Source organism: Curtobacterium sp. MCLR17_031 (assembly GCF_003234775.2).
Lineage (GTDB): Bacteria > Actinomycetota > Actinomycetes > Actinomycetales > Microbacteriaceae > Curtobacterium > Curtobacterium flaccumfaciens.
Map to the genome: position 1 here is coordinate 2,965,866 of NZ_CP126270.1, position 20,624 is coordinate 2,986,489.

The 20,624-nt window shown below is 72.6% G+C and carries 14 protein-coding genes; 6 read left to right on the plus strand and 8 right to left on the minus strand.

What is annotated here, in order from left to right; translation table 11 throughout:
* Positions 1-29: 29 nt before the first annotated feature.
* Complete coding sequence (locus DEI96_RS14030) at positions 30-1,451, minus strand: glucose-6-phosphate dehydrogenase (RefSeq protein ID WP_111023591.1); 1,422 nt, start codon at positions 1,449-1,451, stop codon at positions 30-32.
* Between the two features lie 76 nt (positions 1,452-1,527).
* Between DEI96_RS14030 and DEI96_RS14035 the strand changes: the two genes are divergently transcribed.
* The 3 genes from DEI96_RS14035 to DEI96_RS14045 all read left to right on the plus strand — a co-directional run bounded on the left by DEI96_RS14035 (position 1,528) and on the right by DEI96_RS14045 (position 6,182).
* Positions 1,528-2,685 carry a Gfo/Idh/MocA family protein gene (locus tag DEI96_RS14035; RefSeq protein ID WP_035808774.1) on the plus strand — a complete coding sequence of 386 codons (1,158 nt, stop codon included), beginning with the start codon at positions 1,528-1,530 and terminating at the stop codon, positions 2,683-2,685.
* Positions 2,682-3,608 carry a sugar phosphate isomerase/epimerase family protein gene (locus DEI96_RS14040; protein ID WP_111023594.1) on the plus strand — a complete coding sequence of 309 codons (927 nt, stop codon included), beginning with the start codon at positions 2,682-2,684 and terminating at the stop codon, positions 3,606-3,608. The genes DEI96_RS14035 and DEI96_RS14040 overlap by 4 nt, the downstream gene beginning before the upstream one ends.
* A gap of 180 nt (positions 3,609-3,788) precedes the next feature.
* On the plus strand, positions 3,789-6,182 hold the full coding sequence (locus tag DEI96_RS14045; protein WP_111023597.1) for a bifunctional metallophosphatase/5'-nucleotidase: 2,394 nt from the start codon (positions 3,789-3,791) through the stop codon (positions 6,180-6,182).
* A gap of 321 nt (positions 6,183-6,503) precedes the next feature.
* Here the strand turns inward: DEI96_RS14045 and efeB are convergent, their stop codons facing one another.
* Together efeB and efeO are read right to left on the minus strand one after the other, a co-directional pair.
* A complete protein-coding gene (gene efeB, locus DEI96_RS14050; protein ID WP_111023600.1) occupies positions 6,504-7,790 on the minus strand; it encodes an iron uptake transporter deferrochelatase/peroxidase subunit in 1,287 nt (428 codons plus the stop codon).
* Positions 7,787-10,540 (minus strand): iron uptake system protein EfeO, encoded by a 2,754-nt coding sequence (efeO, locus tag DEI96_RS14055; RefSeq protein ID WP_111023603.1) that lies wholly within the window; start codon positions 10,538-10,540, stop codon positions 7,787-7,789. Before efeO ends, efeB begins: the two co-directional genes overlap by 4 nt.
* Before the next feature lie 69 nt (positions 10,541-10,609).
* Here efeO and DEI96_RS14060 point away from each other — a divergent pair, with 69 nt between their 5' ends.
* Both DEI96_RS14060 and DEI96_RS14065 read left to right on the plus strand, forming a co-directional pair.
* Complete coding sequence (locus tag DEI96_RS14060; RefSeq protein WP_071406483.1) at positions 10,610-11,371, plus strand: trimeric intracellular cation channel family protein; 762 nt, start codon at positions 10,610-10,612, stop codon at positions 11,369-11,371.
* Positions 11,372-11,617: 246 nt separating this feature from the next.
* Entirely contained in the window at positions 11,618-12,220 is a 603-nt protein-coding gene (locus tag DEI96_RS14065) for a TetR/AcrR family transcriptional regulator (RefSeq protein ID WP_111023606.1), read from the plus strand.
* Between the two features lie 108 nt (positions 12,221-12,328).
* Here the strand turns inward: DEI96_RS14065 and DEI96_RS14070 are convergent, their stop codons facing one another.
* The 5 genes from DEI96_RS14070 to DEI96_RS14090 form a co-directional block, all read right to left on the minus strand.
* Positions 12,329-14,689 carry a transglutaminase TgpA family protein gene (locus DEI96_RS14070; RefSeq protein ID WP_111023609.1) on the minus strand — a complete coding sequence of 787 codons (2,361 nt, stop codon included), beginning with the start codon at positions 14,687-14,689 and terminating at the stop codon, positions 12,329-12,331.
* A complete protein-coding gene (locus DEI96_RS14075) occupies positions 14,686-15,927 on the minus strand; it encodes a DUF58 domain-containing protein (protein ID WP_181440320.1) in 1,242 nt (413 codons plus the stop codon). Before DEI96_RS14075 ends, DEI96_RS14070 begins: the two co-directional genes overlap by 4 nt.
* 89 nt (positions 15,928-16,016) lie before the next feature.
* Entirely contained in the window at positions 16,017-17,021 is a 1,005-nt protein-coding gene (locus DEI96_RS14080) for an AAA family ATPase (protein WP_071406487.1), read from the minus strand.
* Between the two features lie 202 nt (positions 17,022-17,223).
* Positions 17,224-18,228 (minus strand): sugar phosphate isomerase/epimerase family protein, encoded by a 1,005-nt coding sequence (locus DEI96_RS14085; RefSeq protein WP_111023615.1) that lies wholly within the window; start codon positions 18,226-18,228, stop codon positions 17,224-17,226.
* Positions 18,225-19,442, minus strand: a complete 1,218-nt coding sequence (locus DEI96_RS14090; protein WP_111023618.1) for a Gfo/Idh/MocA family protein — start codon at positions 19,440-19,442, stop codon at positions 18,225-18,227. Before DEI96_RS14090 ends, DEI96_RS14085 begins: the two co-directional genes overlap by 4 nt.
* A gap of 116 nt (positions 19,443-19,558) precedes the next feature.
* On the opposite strand from DEI96_RS14090, the gene DEI96_RS14095 reads away from it, so the two are divergent.
* On the plus strand, positions 19,559-20,563 hold the full coding sequence (locus tag DEI96_RS14095) for a LacI family DNA-binding transcriptional regulator (RefSeq protein ID WP_111023621.1): 1,005 nt from the start codon (positions 19,559-19,561) through the stop codon (positions 20,561-20,563).
* The last annotated feature ends 61 nt before the right edge of the window (positions 20,564-20,624 follow it).

Below are 20,624 nucleotides of genomic sequence, written 5' to 3' on the forward strand. Positions count from 1 at the left end.
GTCGCCCGACGCTACGCCGCCGCTCGGGCTCAGGCCTCGATGTTGTCCCAGCCGTCGGGGCCGACGGACCCGGCGGCGTACTCGTCGAGGGGCGCCTTGCCGGCCTTCCACGCGTCGAGGAACGGCCCGACGACCTTCCAGCCCTGCACGGCGCTGTCGCCGCGCACCGACAGCGTGGCGTCGCCCTCGAGCACGCCGGCCAGCACCTCGCCGTAGGCGCTCAGGCGCCCGGGGTTGAACGTCACCTCGAGGCTGGTGTGGTCGATCGTGTACGGGTCACCGGCGCCGTTGACGTTGAGCTCGAGCTGCATCTCGTCCGGGGCGATCCAGATGCGCAGCCGGTCCGGCAGCTCGGTGCCGGTGAGTCCCTCGGGCACGTGCGGGGAGTCCTTGAACGTGATGACGATCTCGCGGCGCTGTGCGGCGAGCGCCTTGCCGGAGCGCAGCGTGAACGGGACGCCGGCCCATCGCCAGTTCGCGATCTCCAGGGTGAGCTGGGCGAGGGTCTCGGTGCCGAGCGACGGGTCCACGCCGTCCTCGTCGACGTACGACGGCAGCTGGCGGTCCCCGACGGTGCCGGCGGTGTACCGGGCGCGCTTGCCCGCGGTGACGACGTCGCCGCCCCACGGTCGGACGGCCCGCAGCACGAGCTCCTTCTGGGTGCGCAGGTCGTCGGCCTTGATCGAGGCGGGGGCCTCCATCGCGACGACGGCCATCACCTGCAGCAGGTGGCTCTGGATCATGTCGGTGAGCGCCCCGGCCTTGTCGTAGTAGCGCGCCCGGCCCTCGAGCCCGAGGGTCTCGTCGTAGACGATGTCGACGCGCTCGACGTGCTGCGACGACAGCAGCGGCTCGATGATGCGGTTGGCGAAGCGCAGCCCGAGCAGGTTGAGCACGGTGGAGCGGCCGAGGAAGTGGTCGACGCGGTGGATGCGCTCCTCGGGGATGAACGAGTGCAGCAGGTCGTTCAGGTGCGAGGCGCTGTCGGCGTCGGTGCCGAACGGCTTCTCGAGCGCCAGGCGCGTGCCGGCGGGCAGATCGAGGTGGGCGAGCTGCTCGCAGCTCTTCTCGGTGACCGCGGGCGGCAGCGCGAAGTAGATCGCGGGGTCGTGCTCGCACACGGCGAGCAGTGCGCGCAGGTCGTCCGGGTCGGTGACGTCGGCCTTCCGGTAGGTCGAGGCGTCGACCACGGCCTGCAGTCGCTCCGGCAGCGCTGTGTCACCCGAGGCGCCCTCGTCCTCCTCGTTCTTCGACGCCTGCGCGTTCTCGAAGGACTCGCGCACCTGCGCCTTCCAGTCGGCATCGGACAGGTCCTCGACACCGGCCCCGACGAGCTGGACGTCCCAGTCGTCCTTCACCTGGAGCAGGGTGGCGAGGCCGGGCAGGAGCAGGCGCTTGGACAGGTCGCCGCTGGCTCCGAGGATGAGCAGGCTGGTCTGGAGGCTCGACATGCAGCAGACGGTACTCATCGGCCCCGGTGGATGACCGGGCCGCTACGGTGGTGTCATTCCGGCGCGAGGGAGCACCATGAGCAGTGGGTACGAAGGGCGACGCCTCCGTGTCGCCGTGGTCGGGACGGGCATGATCGCCGGCGTCCACGCCCGGGCGGCCCGGGCCTCCGGTGCCGAGGTCCTCGGTGTGCTCGGCCGGAACGCCGCCCGCTCCGAGCAGGTGGCGGCGCAGCTCGACCTGCCCCGTGGCTACGCCTCCCTCGACGAGGTCATCGCCGACGCCCCCGACGTCGTGCACATCTGCACCCCGAACGACCAGCACCACCCGCAGGCGCTCGCGGTGATCGCGGCCGGCATCAACGTGGTGTGCGAGAAGCCCCTGGCGATCGACCCCGCGCAGGCCGCCGAGCTCGTCGCCGCCGCTGCCGAGGCCGGTGTCGTGGCCACCGTGCCGTTCGTGTACCGCTACCACCCGATGGTCCGCGAGATCCGGGCGCGCATCGCCGACGGGGAGCTCGGCCGGCTGCTCGCGGTGCACGGTCACTACCTGCAGGACTGGATGCTCGACGAGGACGCCTCGAGCTGGCGGGTCGACCCGACCTCGAGCGGGCTGTCCCGCGCGTTCGCCGACATCGGCTCGCACTGGTGCGACCTGGTCGAGTTCGTCACGGGTGAGCGCTTCGCCTCGGTGTCCGCCGCGACCGACATCGTCTACCCGACGCGGCCGGCGGCGTCCGGTCCGTCGTTCTCCGGCTCCCCCGACCCGGACCCGGTGGCCGACGCGGCCGAGCGTGCCGAGGTCACCACCGAGGACACCGCCGTCGCCACCTTCCGCACCGCCACGGGTCGCATCGGCAACGTCGTGATCTCGCAGGTCGCGTCGGGCCGGAAGAACCGCCTGTGGTTCGAGGTCGACGGCACCCGCGGCAGCGCGGCGTTCGACCAGGAGCAGCCCGAGTCGGCCTGGTTCGGCAACGAGCGCGGCGCCCAGATCGTCGTGCGCGACCCGTCGCAGGGGTACCCGGACCAGCGCCGGCTGGCGATCGTGCCGGCCGGGCACCCGCAGGGGTACCTCGACGCCTTCGCGGCCTTCGTCGCCGACACCTACACCGCGGTCCGCACCGGAGTGGCCCCCGACGGGCTACCGACGTTCGCGGACGGCGCCCGCTCCGCCGACATCATCGAGGCCGTGATCGGCAGCGCGGCCGAGACGACCTGGCGGGAGATCCGGTGAAGCTCGGCATGCTGACCGCCTGCCTGCCCGGCTGGTCACTCGACCGGATCGCCGGGTTCGCGCAGCAGCAGGGCTACGAGCGGCTCGAGGTCGCCGTCTGGCCCGGCACCGGCGGCCGCGACTTCGAGGCGGCGCACCTGCCGGTCGCCACCTTCACGGACGAGGACGCCCTGGCCACCCGCGCCCTGCTCGACCGCACCGGTCTCGAGATCTCCGCGCTCGCGTACTACGAGAACAACCTGCACCGGGACCCGGAGCACCGGGCGGCGGTGCGGACCCACCTCAAGCACGCCATCGACACCGCGCAGACGCTCGGCATCCCGTACGTCGGCACGTTCATCGGCCGCGACACCACGAAGTCCGTCCGCGAGAACATGGCCGAGGGGAGCCGGGTCCTGCCCGAGCTCGTCGACTACGCCGGCGAGCGGGGCGTGCGGCTCATCATCGAGAACTGCGTGATGGAGGGCTGGCACCCCGACGGGTACCCCGGCAACATCGCGTACTCCCCCGAGCTCTGGGGCTGGGTCACCGGTCTGGGCTTCGGCCTGAACTGGGACCCGTCGCACCTGACGTGGATCGGCATCGACCCGGTCGAGACGATCCTGCCGTTCGCCGAGCACATCGTGCACGCCCAGGCGAAGGACCTCGAGCTCTTCCCCGAGCGGCGCAACGAGTACGGGTTCTTCGGCAAGGTCGACAAGGGCGACGACCCGTGGGACATGGGCTGGTGGCGGTTCCGGGTGCCGGGCCGCGGTGTCGTGGACTGGCCGCGCGTCGTCGACCGCCTCTACGAGGCGGGCTTCGACGGCACGCTGAGCGTCGAGCACGAGGACCCGCTCTGGGGCGGCACCGACGACCGGGTGCTCGAGGGGCTGCGCATCGCGCACCGCACGCTGCGTCCGCTGATCGCGCAGGAGCAGTAGCGAGCGCCCACCGGGCACTGGCCTGGAGGCCCGGATCACGTGACCGACGTCGGTCACGTGATCCGCGCCTCCCGTCCACTGCGCGTGGACCGACCACGCGTGTTGCCGATGTGAACGTCGTGTGACGAGTTCGGCAGGGGTCTGGCGAGTCGCCTGTGCGTCTTCGTAGGTTCGACGGCGATGAACACTTCCCACACCACCGGAACCGCCGGTGCGACGACCCGACGACGCCTCGGCGCCGGCGCGGCCCTCGCCACCGCCGGGGTCCTGGTCGCACTGTCCGTCCCGTCCGCAGCCGTCGCCGCCGAGGGCGACACGACGATCGACATCATCGACGTCAACGACTTCCACGGTCGCATCGAGTCCGAGGGCACCGCCGCCGACAAGGCCGCCGGCGCCGCGAAGCTCGCCGGCGTCGTGCAGTCGTACCGCGAGGCCAACCCGAACACGATCTTCGCCAGCGTCGGCGACAACGTGGGCGCCTCGACCTTCACCTCGCTCATCCAGCAGGACTCCCCCACGATCGACGCCCTGAACGCCATGGACCTCGACGTCAGCGCGATCGGCAACCACGAGCTCGACAAGGGCCAGGACGACCTGACCGGCCGCATCGAGGACCGCGCCGACTGGCCGTACGTCTCGGCGAACATCGTCAAGGCCGGCACCACCGACCCCGCCTTCACGCCGTACTCCATCGTGGAGAAGGGCGGCGTCAAGGTCGGCTTCATCGGTGCCACCACCGAGGACCTCATCCCCGGGCTCGTCAGCCCCGGCGGGGTCGAGGGCCTCGCGATGGCCCCGATCGTCAGCCAGGTCAACCGGTACGCCGAGCAGCTCACCGACGGCAAGGACGACAACGGCGAGGCCGACGTGCTCGTCCTGCTCGTGCACGAGGGCGCCACCACGAGCGCGCTCACCGACGCCACGGGCACCGGCGCGTTCGGCAAGATCACCTCGGGCGTCTCGTCGAAGGTCTCGGCCATCGTGTCGGCGCACACCCACGCGACGTACAACCACTCCATCGCCGGCCCCGACGGCACGAAGCGTCCGGTGATCCAGGCCGGGTCCTACGGGGTGAACCTCGGACACCTGCAGCTCACCGTGGACGCCGACAAGCAGCTCACCGGCATCACGTCCTCGGTCACCTCCGTCAACGAGGACAAGCGTGTCCCCGCCGACACCACCTCGGTCAACGCCGTGAGCGACATCGTGACCGCCGCGAAGGCCGTCGCCGACGTCAAGGGCGGCGAGAAGCTCGGCGAGATCACGGGTGACCTGCGTCGCGCCGTGCAGTCCGACCGCAAGGCCGAGAACCGCGGCGGCGAGTCCGTCCTGGGCAACTACATCGCCGAGGTCCAGCGCAGCGCCACCGAGCGGAACGGCTCGCAGGTCGCCTTCATGAACCCGGGCGGTCTCCGCACCGACATGGTCTACGCGTCCAGCGGCGCCGGCGACCCGGACGGCACCGTCACCTACAAGGAGGCCGCGCTCGTCCAGCCGTTCGCCAACACCCTGGTGACCAAGGACATGACCGGCCAGCAGATCAAGAACGCCCTCGAGCAGCAGTGGCAGCCGGACGGCCTCGAGCGTCCGTTCCTGAAGCTCGGCGTCTCGGACGGCTTCGCGTACACCTACGACCCGTCGAAGGGTCGCGGCGAGCGCATCACCGCGATGACCCTCGACGGCAAGGCGATCGCGCTGACCGACACCATCAAGGTGACCGTCAACTCGTTCCTGTCGACCGGTGGCGACAACTTCGCCGCCTTCGCGACCGGTACGAACGTCGCCGACTCCGGCCAGGTCGACCTGCAGGCCCAGGTGGACTACTTCCTCGCCAACCCGAAGGTCACGCCCCCGGTCGACCAGCGCGCCGTCGGCGTCACGGTCACGCCGACCCCGGCCGGTGGCTTCCAGCCCGGTGACGCGATCGAGCTCGACCTGTCGTCCCTCGTGTTCAGCAGCGAGGACCCCGCGAAGGCCGGCACCGTCTCGGTCACCGCGGACGGCAAGGAGCTCGCAACGTCAGCGATCGACCCGACGATCACCGACAAGAACGACGAGCAGGGTCGCGCGACCCTGACCGTCACGGTGCCCGAGATCGAGGCGCCGGCCGCACGCGCCGCCGCCCGCACCGCCGGCTCCGTCTCCCTCGCCGCGGTGGCCGAGCCGGTCGCCACGACGGACGCGCCGCTCGTCGTCACCCTGCCGGGTGGCCAGACCGTCACCCTCGCCGTGACGATCCCGGTCGCCGCAGCGGTCGACCCGACCGACCCGACGGACCCGACCGACCCCACGGACCCCACGGACCCGGTCGACCCGACCCCGGCTCCGACCCCGAACCCGGGTGGCGGGGTCATCCCCGGCCCCGGCGCGGGTGACGGTGACGACGCTGGCATCGGTGGCGTCGGCGGGACCGACGACGACCCGCGCGCCGGTGGCGACCTCGCCTACACGGGTGCGGACCTGACCGCTCCTGCGATCGCGGCGGGCCTGTTCCTGCTCGCCGGGATCGCGGCACTCGTGGCACTCCGCCGCAACCGCGCACGACGTGCCGCGACGGTCCTGACGGACTGACATCGAGCCTGCGGGCTCACACGCGAACGGGCCGTCTCACCCTGGTGAGGCGGCCCGTTCGCGTCGGCCAGGAGGCCCGGAGCACGTCCGGCGCACACGTCGCGCGACCCGGTGGTCACGGTTGCTGTCCCATCCCGGTCGATCACTGCGGATCCGCGGATCTGCGGGGTACTCTCGGGGTTGTCGCACCGCGACGCGTCGTGCCGGGTCGCTTTCAGCAAGTCGACGGTGGTTCCGTTCGGCGAGACTCCGCGACGCGGGCGTCCTCCGCCTCCAGGGAAACGGCGGAGGGCGCCCACCCCTTCGGGTCAGCGACTCAGGTCAGCGGAAGAGCTGCTCGCCGATGTACGACCCCTTGCGGGGTGCCGGCGGCACGGCGAACACCGCGGAGCCGATGTGCGAGACGTACTCGTTCAGCCGGTCCGAGGCACCGAGCTTCCGCTGCAGGCGCGTGAAGTGGTCCGGGTCGTTCACGTAGGCGATGAACAGCAGCCCGGCGTCGAGCTGGCCGTACTCGTTGAGCCCGTCGGTGTAGTTGTACGGTCGGCGCAGGATCTTCACGCCGCCGTTCGCCTCGTGCGCGGCGAGGGCGATGTGCGACGTCGCGTCGATCTTCGTCGCACCGTCGTCGTCCTTGGCGTGGAAGTCCGGGGTGGTGTGCTCCTGCCCGCCGGAGAGCGGTGCGCCCTGGATCTTCGTCCGCCCGAACACCCGCTGCTGGTCGCTGACGACGTCGGCGTCCCAGGTCTCGATGTTCATCCGGATCTTCCGCACCACCTGGTAGCTGCCGCCGGCCATCCACCCGGCGTCGCGGCCGAGCCAGACGAACCGGTCGTGGTCGGCGTCGGTCGTGATGTTGCGGGTGCCGTCCTTGAACCCCATCAGGTTGCGGGGCGTGCTCTGGTTCGGCCCCGCCGATGCCCGGCCGAAACCGAGCACGGTCCAGCGGACGGTCGCGGTGCCGCGGGCCATCCGCGCCAGGTCGCGCACCGCGTGGTACGCCACCTGGGGGTCGTCGGCGCAGGCCTGCAGGGACAGGTCCCCACCGGTCAGGCCCTCCTGCAGGTTGTCGCTCGGCAGCGTCGGGATGTCGGCGAGCGAGGCCGGACGGCGGTCGGCGAGCCCGAAGCGCTCGTCGAAGACGCCGGGTCCCAGGCCCACCGTGACGGTCAGGGACGCCGGCCCGAGGTCGAGCGCCTCGCCGGTGTCGGCGCCGACCCCGTTGCCGTGCGCCGGCTCGACGCTGCCGACGGTCTTGCCGGCCTGCAGCTGGGCGATCGCGGCCGACCAGCGGGCGAGGAGTACCTGCAGCTCGGTCGCGACGGTCGTCGACAGGTCGAACGTCATGTAGACGCAGTACCGCTGCGGGGTGGTGCGGATCCCGCCCTGCGGCTGCCGTGCCGCGGTGGCGTAGAACGGCTGGCTCTGCGACAGGTCGATCGACTCGTCACCGTTCGTCGCCGCCGTGAACGGGTTCACGCCGGTCGCCGCGGTGGCGCCGCCGATGCCCGCTGCCGCGCCGACCCCGGCACCGGCCACGGCCAGGCCGGCGCCGAACAGACCACGGCGGGAGACGTTCGCCCGGGGTGCCTCGTCCGGCTCGGTCACGCGGTCGCGACCTTCTCGGCCAGGCGGGACAGCGGGTCCTGCAGCGCCTGGATCTGCTGCGAGATCGTGTTCGCGTCGGACTTCTTGGTGGCGGCGTCCCACGTGGCGAAGCCGCCCAGGTCGTCGGCGTCGCGGTAGCCGTCCATCATCGTGTTCGTGGCGTCGAACTGCTTCGCGATCTGCTTCGTCAGGGTCGGGTCGAGCTTGGTCAGCCCCGGCTTGAGGTACGCGAAGGCCTGACGGGCACCCTCGACGTTGGCGGCGAGGTCGACGAGGTCGATGTGGCTGTACGCCTCTTCCTCGCCGGTGATCTTGTTCGACTGCACCTCTTCGAGCAGGCCGGCGGCACCGTTCGCCAGGTCCTCCGGCTTGTAGTCCAGCGTCGGCACGAGCTTCGCGAGCAGCTGCACGTCCTCGGTCAGGTCCGCGGCGGTCTGCTTGGTCGACGCGGTGATCTTCCCGGCCTGGAACAGGTCCTTCTCGACGGCGTGGAACCCGCTCCAGCCGACGGCCGGGTCGAGGTTCGAGGCGCGCATGTCGATCAGGTAGTCGAGGTTGCCCGCGTTGTCGGTGGCCTTGAACCCCTTCTTGACGAAGCCGTCGACGTCGCTCTCCACGTGCTCGTAGAAGGGGCGCGCGTTCGCGTAGTCGGTCTTCGCCGCGTCGAGGTCGCCGGCGTCGATGTGCTTCTGCATCTGTTCGACCGCGGCGACCATGTCGGTCACCTGGCCGTCGACGTAGGTGGCGTAGCCCTTCGTCCCGTCGCGGAGCAGGGTCGAGGCGCTGCTGTTCGCGGTCGACGCGGCCTTGCCGGTGACGGTGAAGTCCGTCAGCTCGGTCTCGGCACCGGGGCAGTACACCTGGTACTTCCCGCCGGTCAGCGTGGCGGTGAAGCGGACGGCGTCGAGGCCGGGCGCCAGGTTCTCCTTCTCGCCGAGGATCCGCTGGTCCTGCAGCAGCTCGACCTCGGTGATCGCGGTCGACGACTCGTTCTTCACCGTGAAGGTGACGGGGCCCGCGGGGACCTTCGTCGAGGACACCGCGCAGGCGTCCTGCCCGTCGTTGGTGAGCGTGATGGTGACGCGGGAGACCTTCGCGTCGCCGGAGCCGGAGCCGCCGGCCTCGGCGGACCCACCGGCGCAACCGGTGAGTGCGAGGGCGGTGACGGCGCCGAGGGCGCCCAGGGTGATCAGGGGTCGGACGGGCTTACCGAAGGACATGGTCGGTGCTCCTTGCAGGGTCCGCGGCCGGAGGGCCAGCAGCGCCTGCGCGGCGGCCGCGATGCCGAGGGCGATCGGCAGCCAGGCCTTCCAGAGCAGCAGGTCCGCGGACCGCGAGTCCGCTGCGGCCACCGAGGCGGCCGACCGCTCGACGCGGGCGTCGGGGACGGACCAGACGGTGCGGTCCAGCGTCGTGGTGCGCGCGGACGGGAGGCCCCCACCGCTCAGCGTCAGCACCTCGCGTTCGTCGCGGGTCGCGTCCAGGACCCCTCCACGGACGGTCCACAGGGTCACCGTGTCGCGCACGGCCCAGCGCGCCGCGAAGGGGCCGGGGTTCGTCGACGGGGAGACCCCGACGGGCAGGCGGCCGAACAGGGTGACGAGGTCGTCGAGCGTCAGCGTCGACGGACGGTCGGCACCGCTCCCCTGCTCACTGGTTCCGTCCTGCACGACGCGCCACCGGTCGGCGGCCACGCCCGCACGGGTGACGCGGCGGTGGGCCGACGTCGGCAGGGTGAGTCGGGCCTCCTGGCCGGTTCCGGTGCCGGCCACGCGGAGGACGCCGGACGCACCGTCGACGCTGGCCGAGACGGAGCTGGCGTCGCCGCTGACCGCGGTCGTGCGGGGCAGGTCGACCCCGCCCGTCGGTACGGCGATCGCGAGTGCCGCTGCCGCCACGGCGAGTGCGCCGGCGACGACGGCGCGCACCCGGGGCACGCGGTCCGGCGACGGACGCCAGGCTCGCGGCCAGAGCGTCAGGGCCAGCACCGGGACGACGTAGAGGACCCAGCCGAGCACCTCGATGACCCGCGGGTCCGGCGGGATGCCGAGCACGCCGGTGACCAGGGCGCCCTGCACCGAACCGTTCGGGGCGAGCCACGACAGGTCGACGGTGCGCTGCTGGCCGATGACGATCCAGCCGGCCTCGTGCGCACGGCGGAGGACGGTCAGCACCAGGCCGCCCGCGACGAAGACCAGGAAGACCCCGGTGCCGGTGAAGAACCGCGACAGGTTGAGGCGGACGCCACCGGTGTAGATGCCGAAACCGACGACGACCGCGGCCGCGATGCCGATCACGGCACCGAGCGCGGCGAGGCCGGTGTCCGACGACGCCTGGAACGTGGCGAGGAGGAACACCGAGGTCTCGAAGCCCTCCTTCAGGACGGCGAGGAACGCCATGCCGGCGAGGGCCCAGGCGGTGCCGCGGCCGAGGGCTGCGGTCGCACTGGCCTCGAGGTCGGCGGTCAGGGTGCGCGCGTGCGTGCGCATCCAGACGATCATGCCCGTGACGAAGACGACGGCGACGATGCCGATGACCGCCTCCATGCCCTCCTGCTGGGCCTGCGGCAGCGCCTGCTCCACGGCCTGCAGCCCGAAGCCGACGGCGATGCTGAGCAGCACCGCGAGCCCGACGCCCGACCACATCGGGGCGAGCGGGACGCGGTTGCGACGCAGGAACGCGGCGATGATGCCGACGATGAGCGTGGCTTCGAGGCCTTCACGGAGACCGATGACGAGAGTGGCGAGCATGACGAAGGTGAGGCTAACCTAACCGCCGAACGGCCCGCCAGTCGTGCGACGTGATGTTTGATGGTTCTCATGAACCTGCTGTCCGTCGACGGCCTGGCGTCGGTCACGAACGTGCTCGACCTCGCCGGGGTCTTCGCGTCCGCCCTGCTCGGCGGCTCCATCGCCCGCGCGATGGACTTCGACCTGTTCGGGTTCCTGGTCGTCGGGTTCGTCTCGGGACTCGGCGGCGGGATGCTCCGCGACACCCTGCTGCAGAACGGACCACCCGTCGCGCTCGTCGACCCGCTGTACGTGCCGGTCGCCGTCGCCGGGGCGCTCATCGCGTTCCTCGTGTCGTTCTCCGAGCTCACCTGGGACCGGCTGTTCACCGTGCTCGACGCCGCCGTGATCGGGTTCTGGGCCGTGGTCGGCGTGCAGCGCACCTACGACGCCGGGCTCGACTGGCCCGCCGCGATCATCATGGGGACCATCACCGCGGTCGGCGGCGGGGCCATGCGCGACCTGCTGCTGCGGCGGGTGCCGGCGGTGTTCGGCGGGAACGCGCTGTACGCCACCGTGGCCGTCGCCGCGTCGGCCGTGATGGTGATCGCCTCGGCGCTCGGGTCGCCGTCGCTCGGCATCCTGCTCGCGATCACCCTGTCGCTCGGGCTCCGCTGGGGCGCGGTCCGCCGGGGCTGGGGGCTGCCGAACGGCCGTGACTGGCAGCCGAAGTCGACCCTCGGTTCGCTGCTGCGGCGCGGTCGGAGCCTGCGACCGGACGCGCTCCGGTTGCTCCGGCGCCCGGGCCGTCGGACCGGTGCCGGCAGTGTCCGAGAAGAGCACGAGGACTGAGGGGCTGTCCTCCGCGGCTCCGCGACGGTACGATCAGTACCGCCGGGTATCGACCTGGCTGTTCTGCCGGGCACGTCCCGGTGAACGCTGTCCGCACAGCACCGACGCGACCCGAACGCGGCGGTTCCGAGCAGACGTGGGGATGGGGGCTTCGCTGATGCCGCGCGGGATCAGACGCGCGGCGCGGCAGGTCTCCACCACGATGCTCTCCCCGACGACCACCGGCACAGGTCGGAGCAGCAACCGATGAGCGACGACGCTTACCCCACCCAGCGCATCCCGCGGGCCGAGGTCCGGGAACGCCTGCTCGCCGCCGGAGCCGCGGTCTTCGCCGAACAGGGTGTGTACGGCGCGCGGCTCGACGACGTCGCCGCGCGCGCGGGGTTCAGCAAGGGTGCGGTCTACTCGAACTTCTCGTCGAAGGAAGACCTGCTCGCCCAGGTCATGCAGCGGTCCACGAACGTCGTGCTCAGCTCACTGCAGGAACTCGTGCACGCGGACATCGCCGCCGTCGACGTCGGGGACGTCCTGCGCGCCGCGTTCGGGCAGAACGACCAGAGCGAGCAGTTCGCGCTGCTCTCGGCGTTCCGCGGGTATGCCGTCCGGCACCCCGAGTTCCTGCCCGAGTTCATCCGGCAGCGCCGGATCCTGCAGGACGGGGTGCTCGAGCTCGTGCGGCTGTGGCTCGGTGCCCACCCCGAGGTCGAGGTCGGCATGACCCCGGAGGAGTTCGCGACCGTGCTCATCGGGGCGAACGTCGGCCTGGTGTTCGACGCGCCGGCGCTGCCCGGAGTCGACCCCGGCGAGCGCATCGCGAGGCTGGTCGAGGCGGTCATCCGCCGGCGCTGACGCGCGGTGCCCCGCCCGAACGGTGCGAGGTTCCGTCGTCCGTGCGAGGCCGCGCCGGTCGCACGGAGTACGGAACCTCGCACCACTCGGCGCACCCTCGCGCCCGCGTCAGGCCGTGCGACGATCCCGACGGCGGGGCTTCGGCCCGTCGTGGGACCAGGCGGACGACGGCAACAGACTCGGCGGCAGCAGGCGCGACCGCACGACGCGCACCGTGGGGACCGAGGCGTCGAGCGCCTCCCGAGCGCCGCGGACGTGACGCTCCAACGCCGCCGTGTCCACCGATGCGGCCCCGTCGGCGGCGAAGCGCTCACGATCGACCGCGTCGACCGCGGCCTCCAGGTGCGGCACGACCGACTCCGGCAACCCGGGCCGCAGGCGCCCGAGCACGGCTCGGGCGGTCCGGGCCACGGCGGCGGCGTCACCCGGCGGCGCGAGGCCCGGGGCGTACCCGTGGTCGGCGACGTCGTCGAGCAACTCGCGCCACGCCTGCACGGCGGGCGACCGACCGGCAGCGATCGCCGACAGCCTCGACCGGCGGCGAACTGCTCGCACAAGGCCCGGGGCGACGAGGACCGCGAGCACGAGCAGCAGGCCCACGAGCAGCCCGACCGGTCCTCCGCCGCCGCCGGTGCCGGACGCACCCGTGGCACCCGGAACCGGGGACGCCGACGGGGTCGGGGACGCTGATTCGTCCGCCGGCGTGGTCTGCTCGGGCGCCGGCAGCGGGGTCTCCGGTGCCGCCGCCGTCGGCGAGGCCGAGGGCTCCTCGGACGGCGCGGCCTCGTCGGAGTCGGGCGTCGGCTCGAAGGCGACCCACCCGGCGCCCTGGATGTACAGCTCCGGCCAGGAGTGCAGCTGCCGGTTCGACACCGCGTACTCGCCGTCGGGCTGCGGCGACCCGGCCCGGTACCCGACCGCGATGCGCGAGGGGATGCCGAGCGTGCGGGCCATCACGGCCATCGCGGACGAGAAGTGCACGCAGTACCCGTCGCGGACCTTCAGGAACGTCGAGACGACATCCATGCTGTCGCCGTCGTAGCCCTGCTCGACGGGGGCGGTCTCGGAGTAGGTGAACAGGTCGCTGCGGAACCACTGCTCGAGGGCCCGCGCCCGCCCGTAGTCGTCGGTCGCGGCGGCGGCGACGCGGGTCGCGGTGGTCGAGATGTTGGCGGGCAGGTCGTCGGGCAGGGCGAGGTCGGTGCGCAGCTGCTGGCGGCTGGGCTCCCGGAAGCCACGGCCGTCGGATCGCGCGAGCACCCCCGAGGCGGCGACCGCGTCGAGGTAGTCGTTGGCGAACGTCGAGGCCCCGTAGACCTCGTACATCGCCCCGCGGGCGGTGGCGGCACCCGTCGACCGGACGGTGCTCGAGTTCCCCATCCACCGCCACTGCGACAGGTCGAGGTTGGTGGACTGCGACTCGATCGACACCGCACCCGACGGCACCGGCAGGTAGGTGCTGGACAGCCCGGTGATCCGCACCGTCACGTCGCCGCGGCTCGCCAGGCGCGGGTTGACGCCCTCGGCCCACTGCTGCTCGTCGGCCGTGTCGGCCTCGGCCGCGTTCGTCACGGTCGGCACCCAGTCCCCCGTGCCGAACTCGTCCAGGTCGGCGAGCTTGAGGTACTCGGGCTGCCCGTCCGACGAGCGGTACCGGAAGACCTCGAGCTCGCTCGGACGGCGCAGGTCGTTGCCGAGTTCGAGCAGGGTGCCGGGCCGTCCGGGCTGGATCGGCGACTGGATCGCACCGGTCACGCCGGACAACCAGCTGGCGTTGAGCGGCACGATCGTCGGCAGCCCGATGGCCACGACGAGCCCGATCGCCCCGACGACCGCGGCCGGCAGTGCGCGCTGCACCGGACGCACGGACAGCCAGAGCAGGGCGAGGAACGCCACCGCCGTGGTGATGACGAGCGGGGTGCCGGCGGGCTGCCCGGTGATGACACCCGGCACGATCAGGATGACGAGGGCCGGGGCCGCAGCGAGCGACGGGATCCGCGCGATGGCGGCGAGGAACAGCGAGACGGCCGCCACCCAGCCGATCGACGCGGTGACGACGAGCCGGATCGCGTCGGTCTGCGGCAGTGGTGCGGGGTTCAGGCGGATCGCGGCGAGCGTCTCCCCGAGGGCCCCATCGGCGTCGAGCCACCCGAGCGGTTGGATGTCGTTGACCAGTGCGGCGGCGCACGAGCAGGCGATGACCGTGCCGACCAGGACGACGAAGCGGACGCCGGGCGTCTGGCGGCGCACCGCGAGCATCACGGCGACGAGCACGGCGACGACGACGACGCCCGATGTCCACCAGGCGATGCCCTGCACGAGCGGCCGGATGGCGAGGGCTGCGAGGAGCACGGGCACCGGTGCGAGGGCCACGACCCAGGCGCTCGGGACGTCACGCAGGTCGTCGTCGCGGTCGAGGATCTCGCGCACGTCGGCACGGCCACGCGCCGGTGCGCTCACCCCGGTCACCGGGCGGCTCCGGACGGCGTCGCGCCGACGACCGGCACCACGAGGGTCCGCCAGCCGCCGCGGTCGAGGATGCCCCGCACGGCCGGGTCCGGCGGCACGATCGTGGCCAGGATGCCGCGGCTCGACCCGCTGGTCGCGCTGACGAGTTCGGCGGCTTCCTCCGCGGTGCAGGTGCCCGTCACGACGGCGGTCATGCCGTGCACGTCGCGGCCACGGACCTCGGGCAGGACGTCGGTGACTTCGCGGGCATCGGAGCGGAGCCGGACGTCGGCGAGCCCGACGAGCACGTCGGTGAGCCCGCCGACGTCGCCCGCGTGCCGGGTCGCGCCTTCGGGACCGTCGAACACGAGCACGACACGAGAGGTCCGGGCGGCGAGCGCCCGGGCGACGCTGGCGGCCACCACGACGGCGTGCTCGAAGGCCTGGTCGCCGCCCAGGTCGGAGAGCTCGGCGAGGTCCTCTCGACCGAGCCGCTGGTAGGACTCGCGCCGGACGTCGAGGGCGATCACGGCCTCGGGCGGCTGGGCCTGGGTGGTCTGGCGGACGTGCAGTTCACCGCGCCGTGCGCTCTGTGCCCAGTGCACCCGACGGATCGGGTCGCCCGGGCGGTACGGGCGGAGTTCGCTGTCGTCGGCGGAGCCACCCTGTCCGACCCGGCCCTCGTCGGCCGAGACCGCACCGGCGAGTGCCCCGGCGTCGATCGCCCCGAGGGGTGCCGAGGCCGGGACGACGACGACCTCTTCGGCCGGGACGACGGGACGGTCGATGCGGAGCAGACCGAACGGGTCCTCGACCCGGATCGTCACGGGGCCGACCAGCGAGCGGCCGCGGTGCATCGCGAGTGCCTCGACGTCGAGCACGGCCGGCGGCAGGTTCGGCCCGACCTCGGCGTAGGTCTCCGCCTCGGCCAGGCTGGCGAAGGCGTCCTCGAGCTGTTCGCGCACGAGCAGCGTCGCCCGCGGGCCGATCGGCAGGCTGGTGCTCCCGAGGGTGATGCGTTCCCGGTAGACCTCGCCCACCTGCACGATCGCCCGTGCGGTGCTGCGGCTGCCGCGGAGCGGGGTGGCGACGACGAACGCCATCACGATGCCGAGCACGACCAGGACGAGCAGCAGCAGGCCGGCCGTGACGGCGACGCTCGTGGTGCCGACCAGACCGCCGCCGACCAGGCCGATGCCGACGGCGATGACCGTCCAGCCCCGGATCGTCGGGCGCGGGAACGGGGTGCGTCGGGCCAATGACAGCCCCCGGCGGCCCAACCGGGCCGCCGTGGACCGCGCGGCACCGACGCGTCGCAGCAGCGACGGCGGTGCCGATGGACCGGCCATCAGGAGCGGACGGGGGTGGCCGTGAACGGGATGGCGGTGTCGGAGACGATGCGGACGACGATCTCGCGCACGGTGTCCTCGCCGGTGCCGCCGAGCCCACGGGCGACCGGCACGAGCCGGTGCGCGAGCACGATCGGGGCGAGCGTCGCGACGTCGTCGGGGGTGACGAACGGGCGGCCGAGCAGGGCTGCATGCGCACGGGCCGCCTGCGCCAGGTGCAGCGTCGCGCGGGGGCTCGCACCGAGCACGAGGTCGGGGTGGGTGCGCGTCGACCGGACGATCGCGATGATGTACGCCTCGACGTCGGGGGCGATGTGCACCCCGGCGACGGTCTCGATGATCGCCCGCAGCGTGGTGACGTCGACGATCGGCCGCAGGCGCGACAGCGGGTCGCTGCCGCCGCGGTTCGCGAGCATCTGCCGTTCGGCGTCGACGCTCGGGTAGCCCATCGCGATGCGCGCCATGAAGCGGTCGCGCTGCGCCTCGGGCAGCGGGTACGTGCCCTCCATGTCGATCGGGTTCTGTGTCGCGACGATCATGAACGGGCGGTCGAGCGGGCGCGTCACGCCGTCGACGGTGACCTGCGACTCCGCCATCGCCTCGAGCAGGGCCGACTGGGTCTTCGGGCTGGTGCGGTTGATCTCGTCGCCGATGACCACGTTCGCGAACACCGGGCCGGGCGAGAACCGGAAGGTGCCCGACGACTGGTCGAAGATGTTCACGCCCGTGACGTCGGACGGCAGCATGTCCGAGGTGAACTGGATGCGGTTCACGGACCCGCCGACCGAGGCGCCGAGCGCCTTGGCGAGCACGGTCTTACCGACGCCGGGGACGTCCTCGACGAGCAGGTGCCCCTCGGCGAGCATCACCGTCAGGGCCGTGCGGATGGCTTCCGCCTTGCCGTCGATCACCGTGGCGACGGAGGCCACGATGTCGTCGCCCACCGCCCGCACGTGTTCGAGCGGGAAGGCGGGGTGGGTCGGCTCCGGCACGCAGGGCTCCATCGTCGGGGACAGGTGTCGTGCATGCTACATCGGGCCGGTGACAGCACCCGGTACGGGTGCACGGACTGGTCGTTCCGCGCACCGGTGGCCGATCCGCGTGTGGTGGGGCCGGGAGGCACGGCCCACCACACACCGATCCGTCACCCGGTGCGCGGAACGGTCCACGGGCCTCCAGGCAGTGACCGGGTCGGCTGACGGACCGTCAGGACCGGGGCGCCAGCGCCGCCCCCGCGGCGCGCAGCACGCGCGCGGCGACCGCGACCCCTTCTTCGCGTCCGAGTTCGGTGTCCTCGTGCTCGATGTTCACCCACATGTCCGGGTCGATCGCACGCAGGGCCTCGAGGAACGTCGTCCAGTACGCCTCGTCGTGCCCCTTGCCGAGCGCGACGAAGTCCCACGCCGACGGCTTCGGCCACTCGTTCGCCCACTCGTCGCCGCCGAGGTTCGTGCGTGACTCGTCCGGCGTCAACCGGCGGAACGAGTTGTCGAGCACCCCGTTGATCGCGGCGTGCGGGTTGATCCGGACGTCCTTCGCGGCGGCGTGGAACACGAGCGGGCCGAGGTCGTGGGCGACCGCTACCGGGTCCATCTGCTGCCAGAACAGGTGCGAGGCGTCGAGCTCGACCCCCACGTTGGTCAGCCCGCCGCGCTCGACGAGCTCCCGGATCGACGCCGGGTTGAACACGAGGTTCTGCGGGTGCAGCTCGAGCGCGACCTTGACGCCGTGCTCCCGGGCCAGGGCGTCGATCTCCTGCCAGAACGGCACCGCGACGCTCCACTGGTGCTCGAGGACGTCGAGCGCGGCCGAGTTCCAGGCGTTCACGATCCAGTTCGGCCGCGTCCCGCCCGGCTCCCCCGCCGGCAGTCCGGACATCGTGACGACGCGGTCCTGCCCGAGGCGGGCCGCGAGGCGGATGCTCCGCCGGACGTCCTCGGCGTGCGCGGGACCGATCGCCGGGTCGGGGTGCAGCGGGTTGCCGTTGCAGTTGAGCCCGGCGATCTCGACGCCGGTCCCCGCGAACTGCGCGAGGAACGCGTCCCGCGCACCGTCGTCCTGCAGGATCGCGTCGATGTCGGGCACGTGCACCGGGGGCAGGAACCCGCCGGTGTTCAGCTCGATGCCGGTGAGGCCGTTGGCCGCGATGACCCGGAGTGCGTCGGGGAGGGGCCGGTCGTGCAGGATCGCGTTGTAGAGACCGAGCTTCATGCCGTCACTGCTTCCTTGATCGTCTCGGTGGTGCCCCCGGCCGCGGCGGACCGTGCCACCGCGTCGAGGACCTCCATGTTGTGCACGCCGTCGTCGAACGTGGCGTTCGCGGGCAGTGCGTCGGGCACGTCGCCGGACAGCCCGGCGATCTCGTCGAGGAACGCCCGCGCCTGGTACTCGAACATCTGGTTCTGCCCCCAGCCGACGCCCGGAGCGTCCATCGCCATGCCACCGGCGACGTAGGGGTGTTCCGGGCCGAGCACGACCTGGCGGTACCCACCCAGACGCGAGCCGTCGGACTGCAGCGCGAGGCCGATCTCGGACGCGCGCTCCTGGTCCCAGCGGGCGGCGCCGCGCTCGCAGAACACCTCGATGACGAGGCCGTTCGGGTGCCCGGCCGCGACGCGGGAGGCCTCGAGCGACCCCACGACCGTGCCGTCGCCGAAGCGTGCACTGAACGTGGCGTAGTCGTCGTTGCCGACGGCCGCGGTCTCACCGGTGAGCGGGACGGCCTGCCCCCGCAGGGCGTGACCGGCGGCCACGGGTCGCTCGGTGATCGACGTGGTGAAGGTCCCACCGCTGACGCTCCGGACCGGCCCGGCCAGGAACTCGGCGACGTAGGACAGGTGCGAGCCGACGTCGGCGAGCGCGCCGGACCCCGGCGCCCCCGCGAAGCGCCACGAGAACGGGACGTCGGGCGAGGCACCGTAGTCGGTCCAGTACCGGCCGGAGACGTGCAGGACCCGGCCGAGCGTGCCGTCCTCGACGAGCTCCTTGATGGCGGCGAGCCCGGGAGCCCGGCGGTAGGTGAAGCCGATGCGGCCGAGCACCCCGCGCTGCTCGGCGTCGGCAGCGGCGGACGCCATGGCGCGGGCGTCGTCGAGCGAGTCGGACAGCGGCTTCTCGCACAGCACGTGCTTGCCGGCGGCGAGCAGCCCCTCGACGATCTCGCGGTGCAGGGTGTTCGCGACGACGACGCTCACCACGTCGATGTCGTCCGCTGCCGCGATGGCCCGCCAGTCGGTGTCGTGCCGCTCGTAGCCGAAGCGCCGTGCGGCCTCGGCGGCGAGGGGCTCGTAGACGTCGCCGACCGAGACGAGCCGGACCGGCGGCAGCGTCGAGGTGAAGAGGGAGGGTGCGTTCCGCCACGCAGCCATGTGGGCCTTGCCCGCCATGCCCGCGCCGATGACGGCGACGCCGATGCTGTCGCTCATGTTCTCTCCTTCGAGAAGGTCGCTAGATCCGGATTCTGGAACGTTCCAGAACGTGTCGGTAGACTGTAGCCGCAGCAGCCCATGTCCTGTCAAGCACCGTGCCGGAAAGGCTCAGCGTGACCCCTCGCCCGCCGACGATCATCGACGTCGCCGCACGCGCAGGCGTCTCGAAGTCCCTGGTGTCGATGGTGCTGCGCGACGATCCCGGGGTCTCCCCCGCCCGCCGCTCCGCGGTGCTCGCCGCCGTCGCGGAGCTCGGCTACCGCCCGAACCGCGCCGCCGCCATCCTCGCCGGCACCCGGACCCGCACCATCGGGGTCATCGTCGACGACTTCCGGAACCCCTGGTACGTCCCGATGCTCGACGGCATCCGCGAGGCCCTCGCCCCGCACGGCCTCCGCCTCACCCTGGCCGACACCCGCGCCAACGCCCACCTCGACTCCTCGCCCTTCGACGACCTGGTCTCCCTGCGGGTCGACGGCGTGGTGCTCGCCGCCGAGGGCTTCCCCGACGTCGTCGTCCCCGCCGACACCCCGGTCGTGGTCGCCGGCGCACGCGAGGACGTCCCCGGCGGACTCGACGTGGTCGCCTCCGACGAAGCCGCTGGCGGGCGGTTGGCAGCGGATCACCTGATCGGCCTGGGTCACCGCCGCATCGTCCACGTCACCGGCTCGGGAGGCCCGGCTGCGCTCCGCCGCGACGCGACCGTCGCGCAGCTGGTCGCGTCCGGCATCGAGCCGCTGGTCTACGGCTCCGGCCCGACCTCGGAGACGACGGGCTACGAGGGCATGCGGCTCGCCCTGCGGGAGCACCCCGACCTGACCGCGGCGTTCGCCGCGAACGACGTCATGGCGATGGGCGCGATCGCCGCCGTGCAGGAAGCCGGACTCCGCGTGCCGCAGGACGTCTCGGTGATCGGGAACGACGAGACCCCGCTCGCCGCCTCACCCTTGCTGCGCCTGACGACGGTGGACCCGCACAACGACGAGGTCGGGCGCCTGGCGGCTGCGCGGTTGGTCGAGCGGATCGGCGCGGCTGCAGGGGCGCCGGCGGATCCCATCCGGACGCTCGTGCCGCCGACGCTGGTCGTGCGGTCGACGACGGGGCCGCCGCGCGCCTGAGTGGTGACCGCCCCGGGGCCGACGCCGGCGGGGCGGAGGTGCGCCGGGCCTCCAGGCCGGG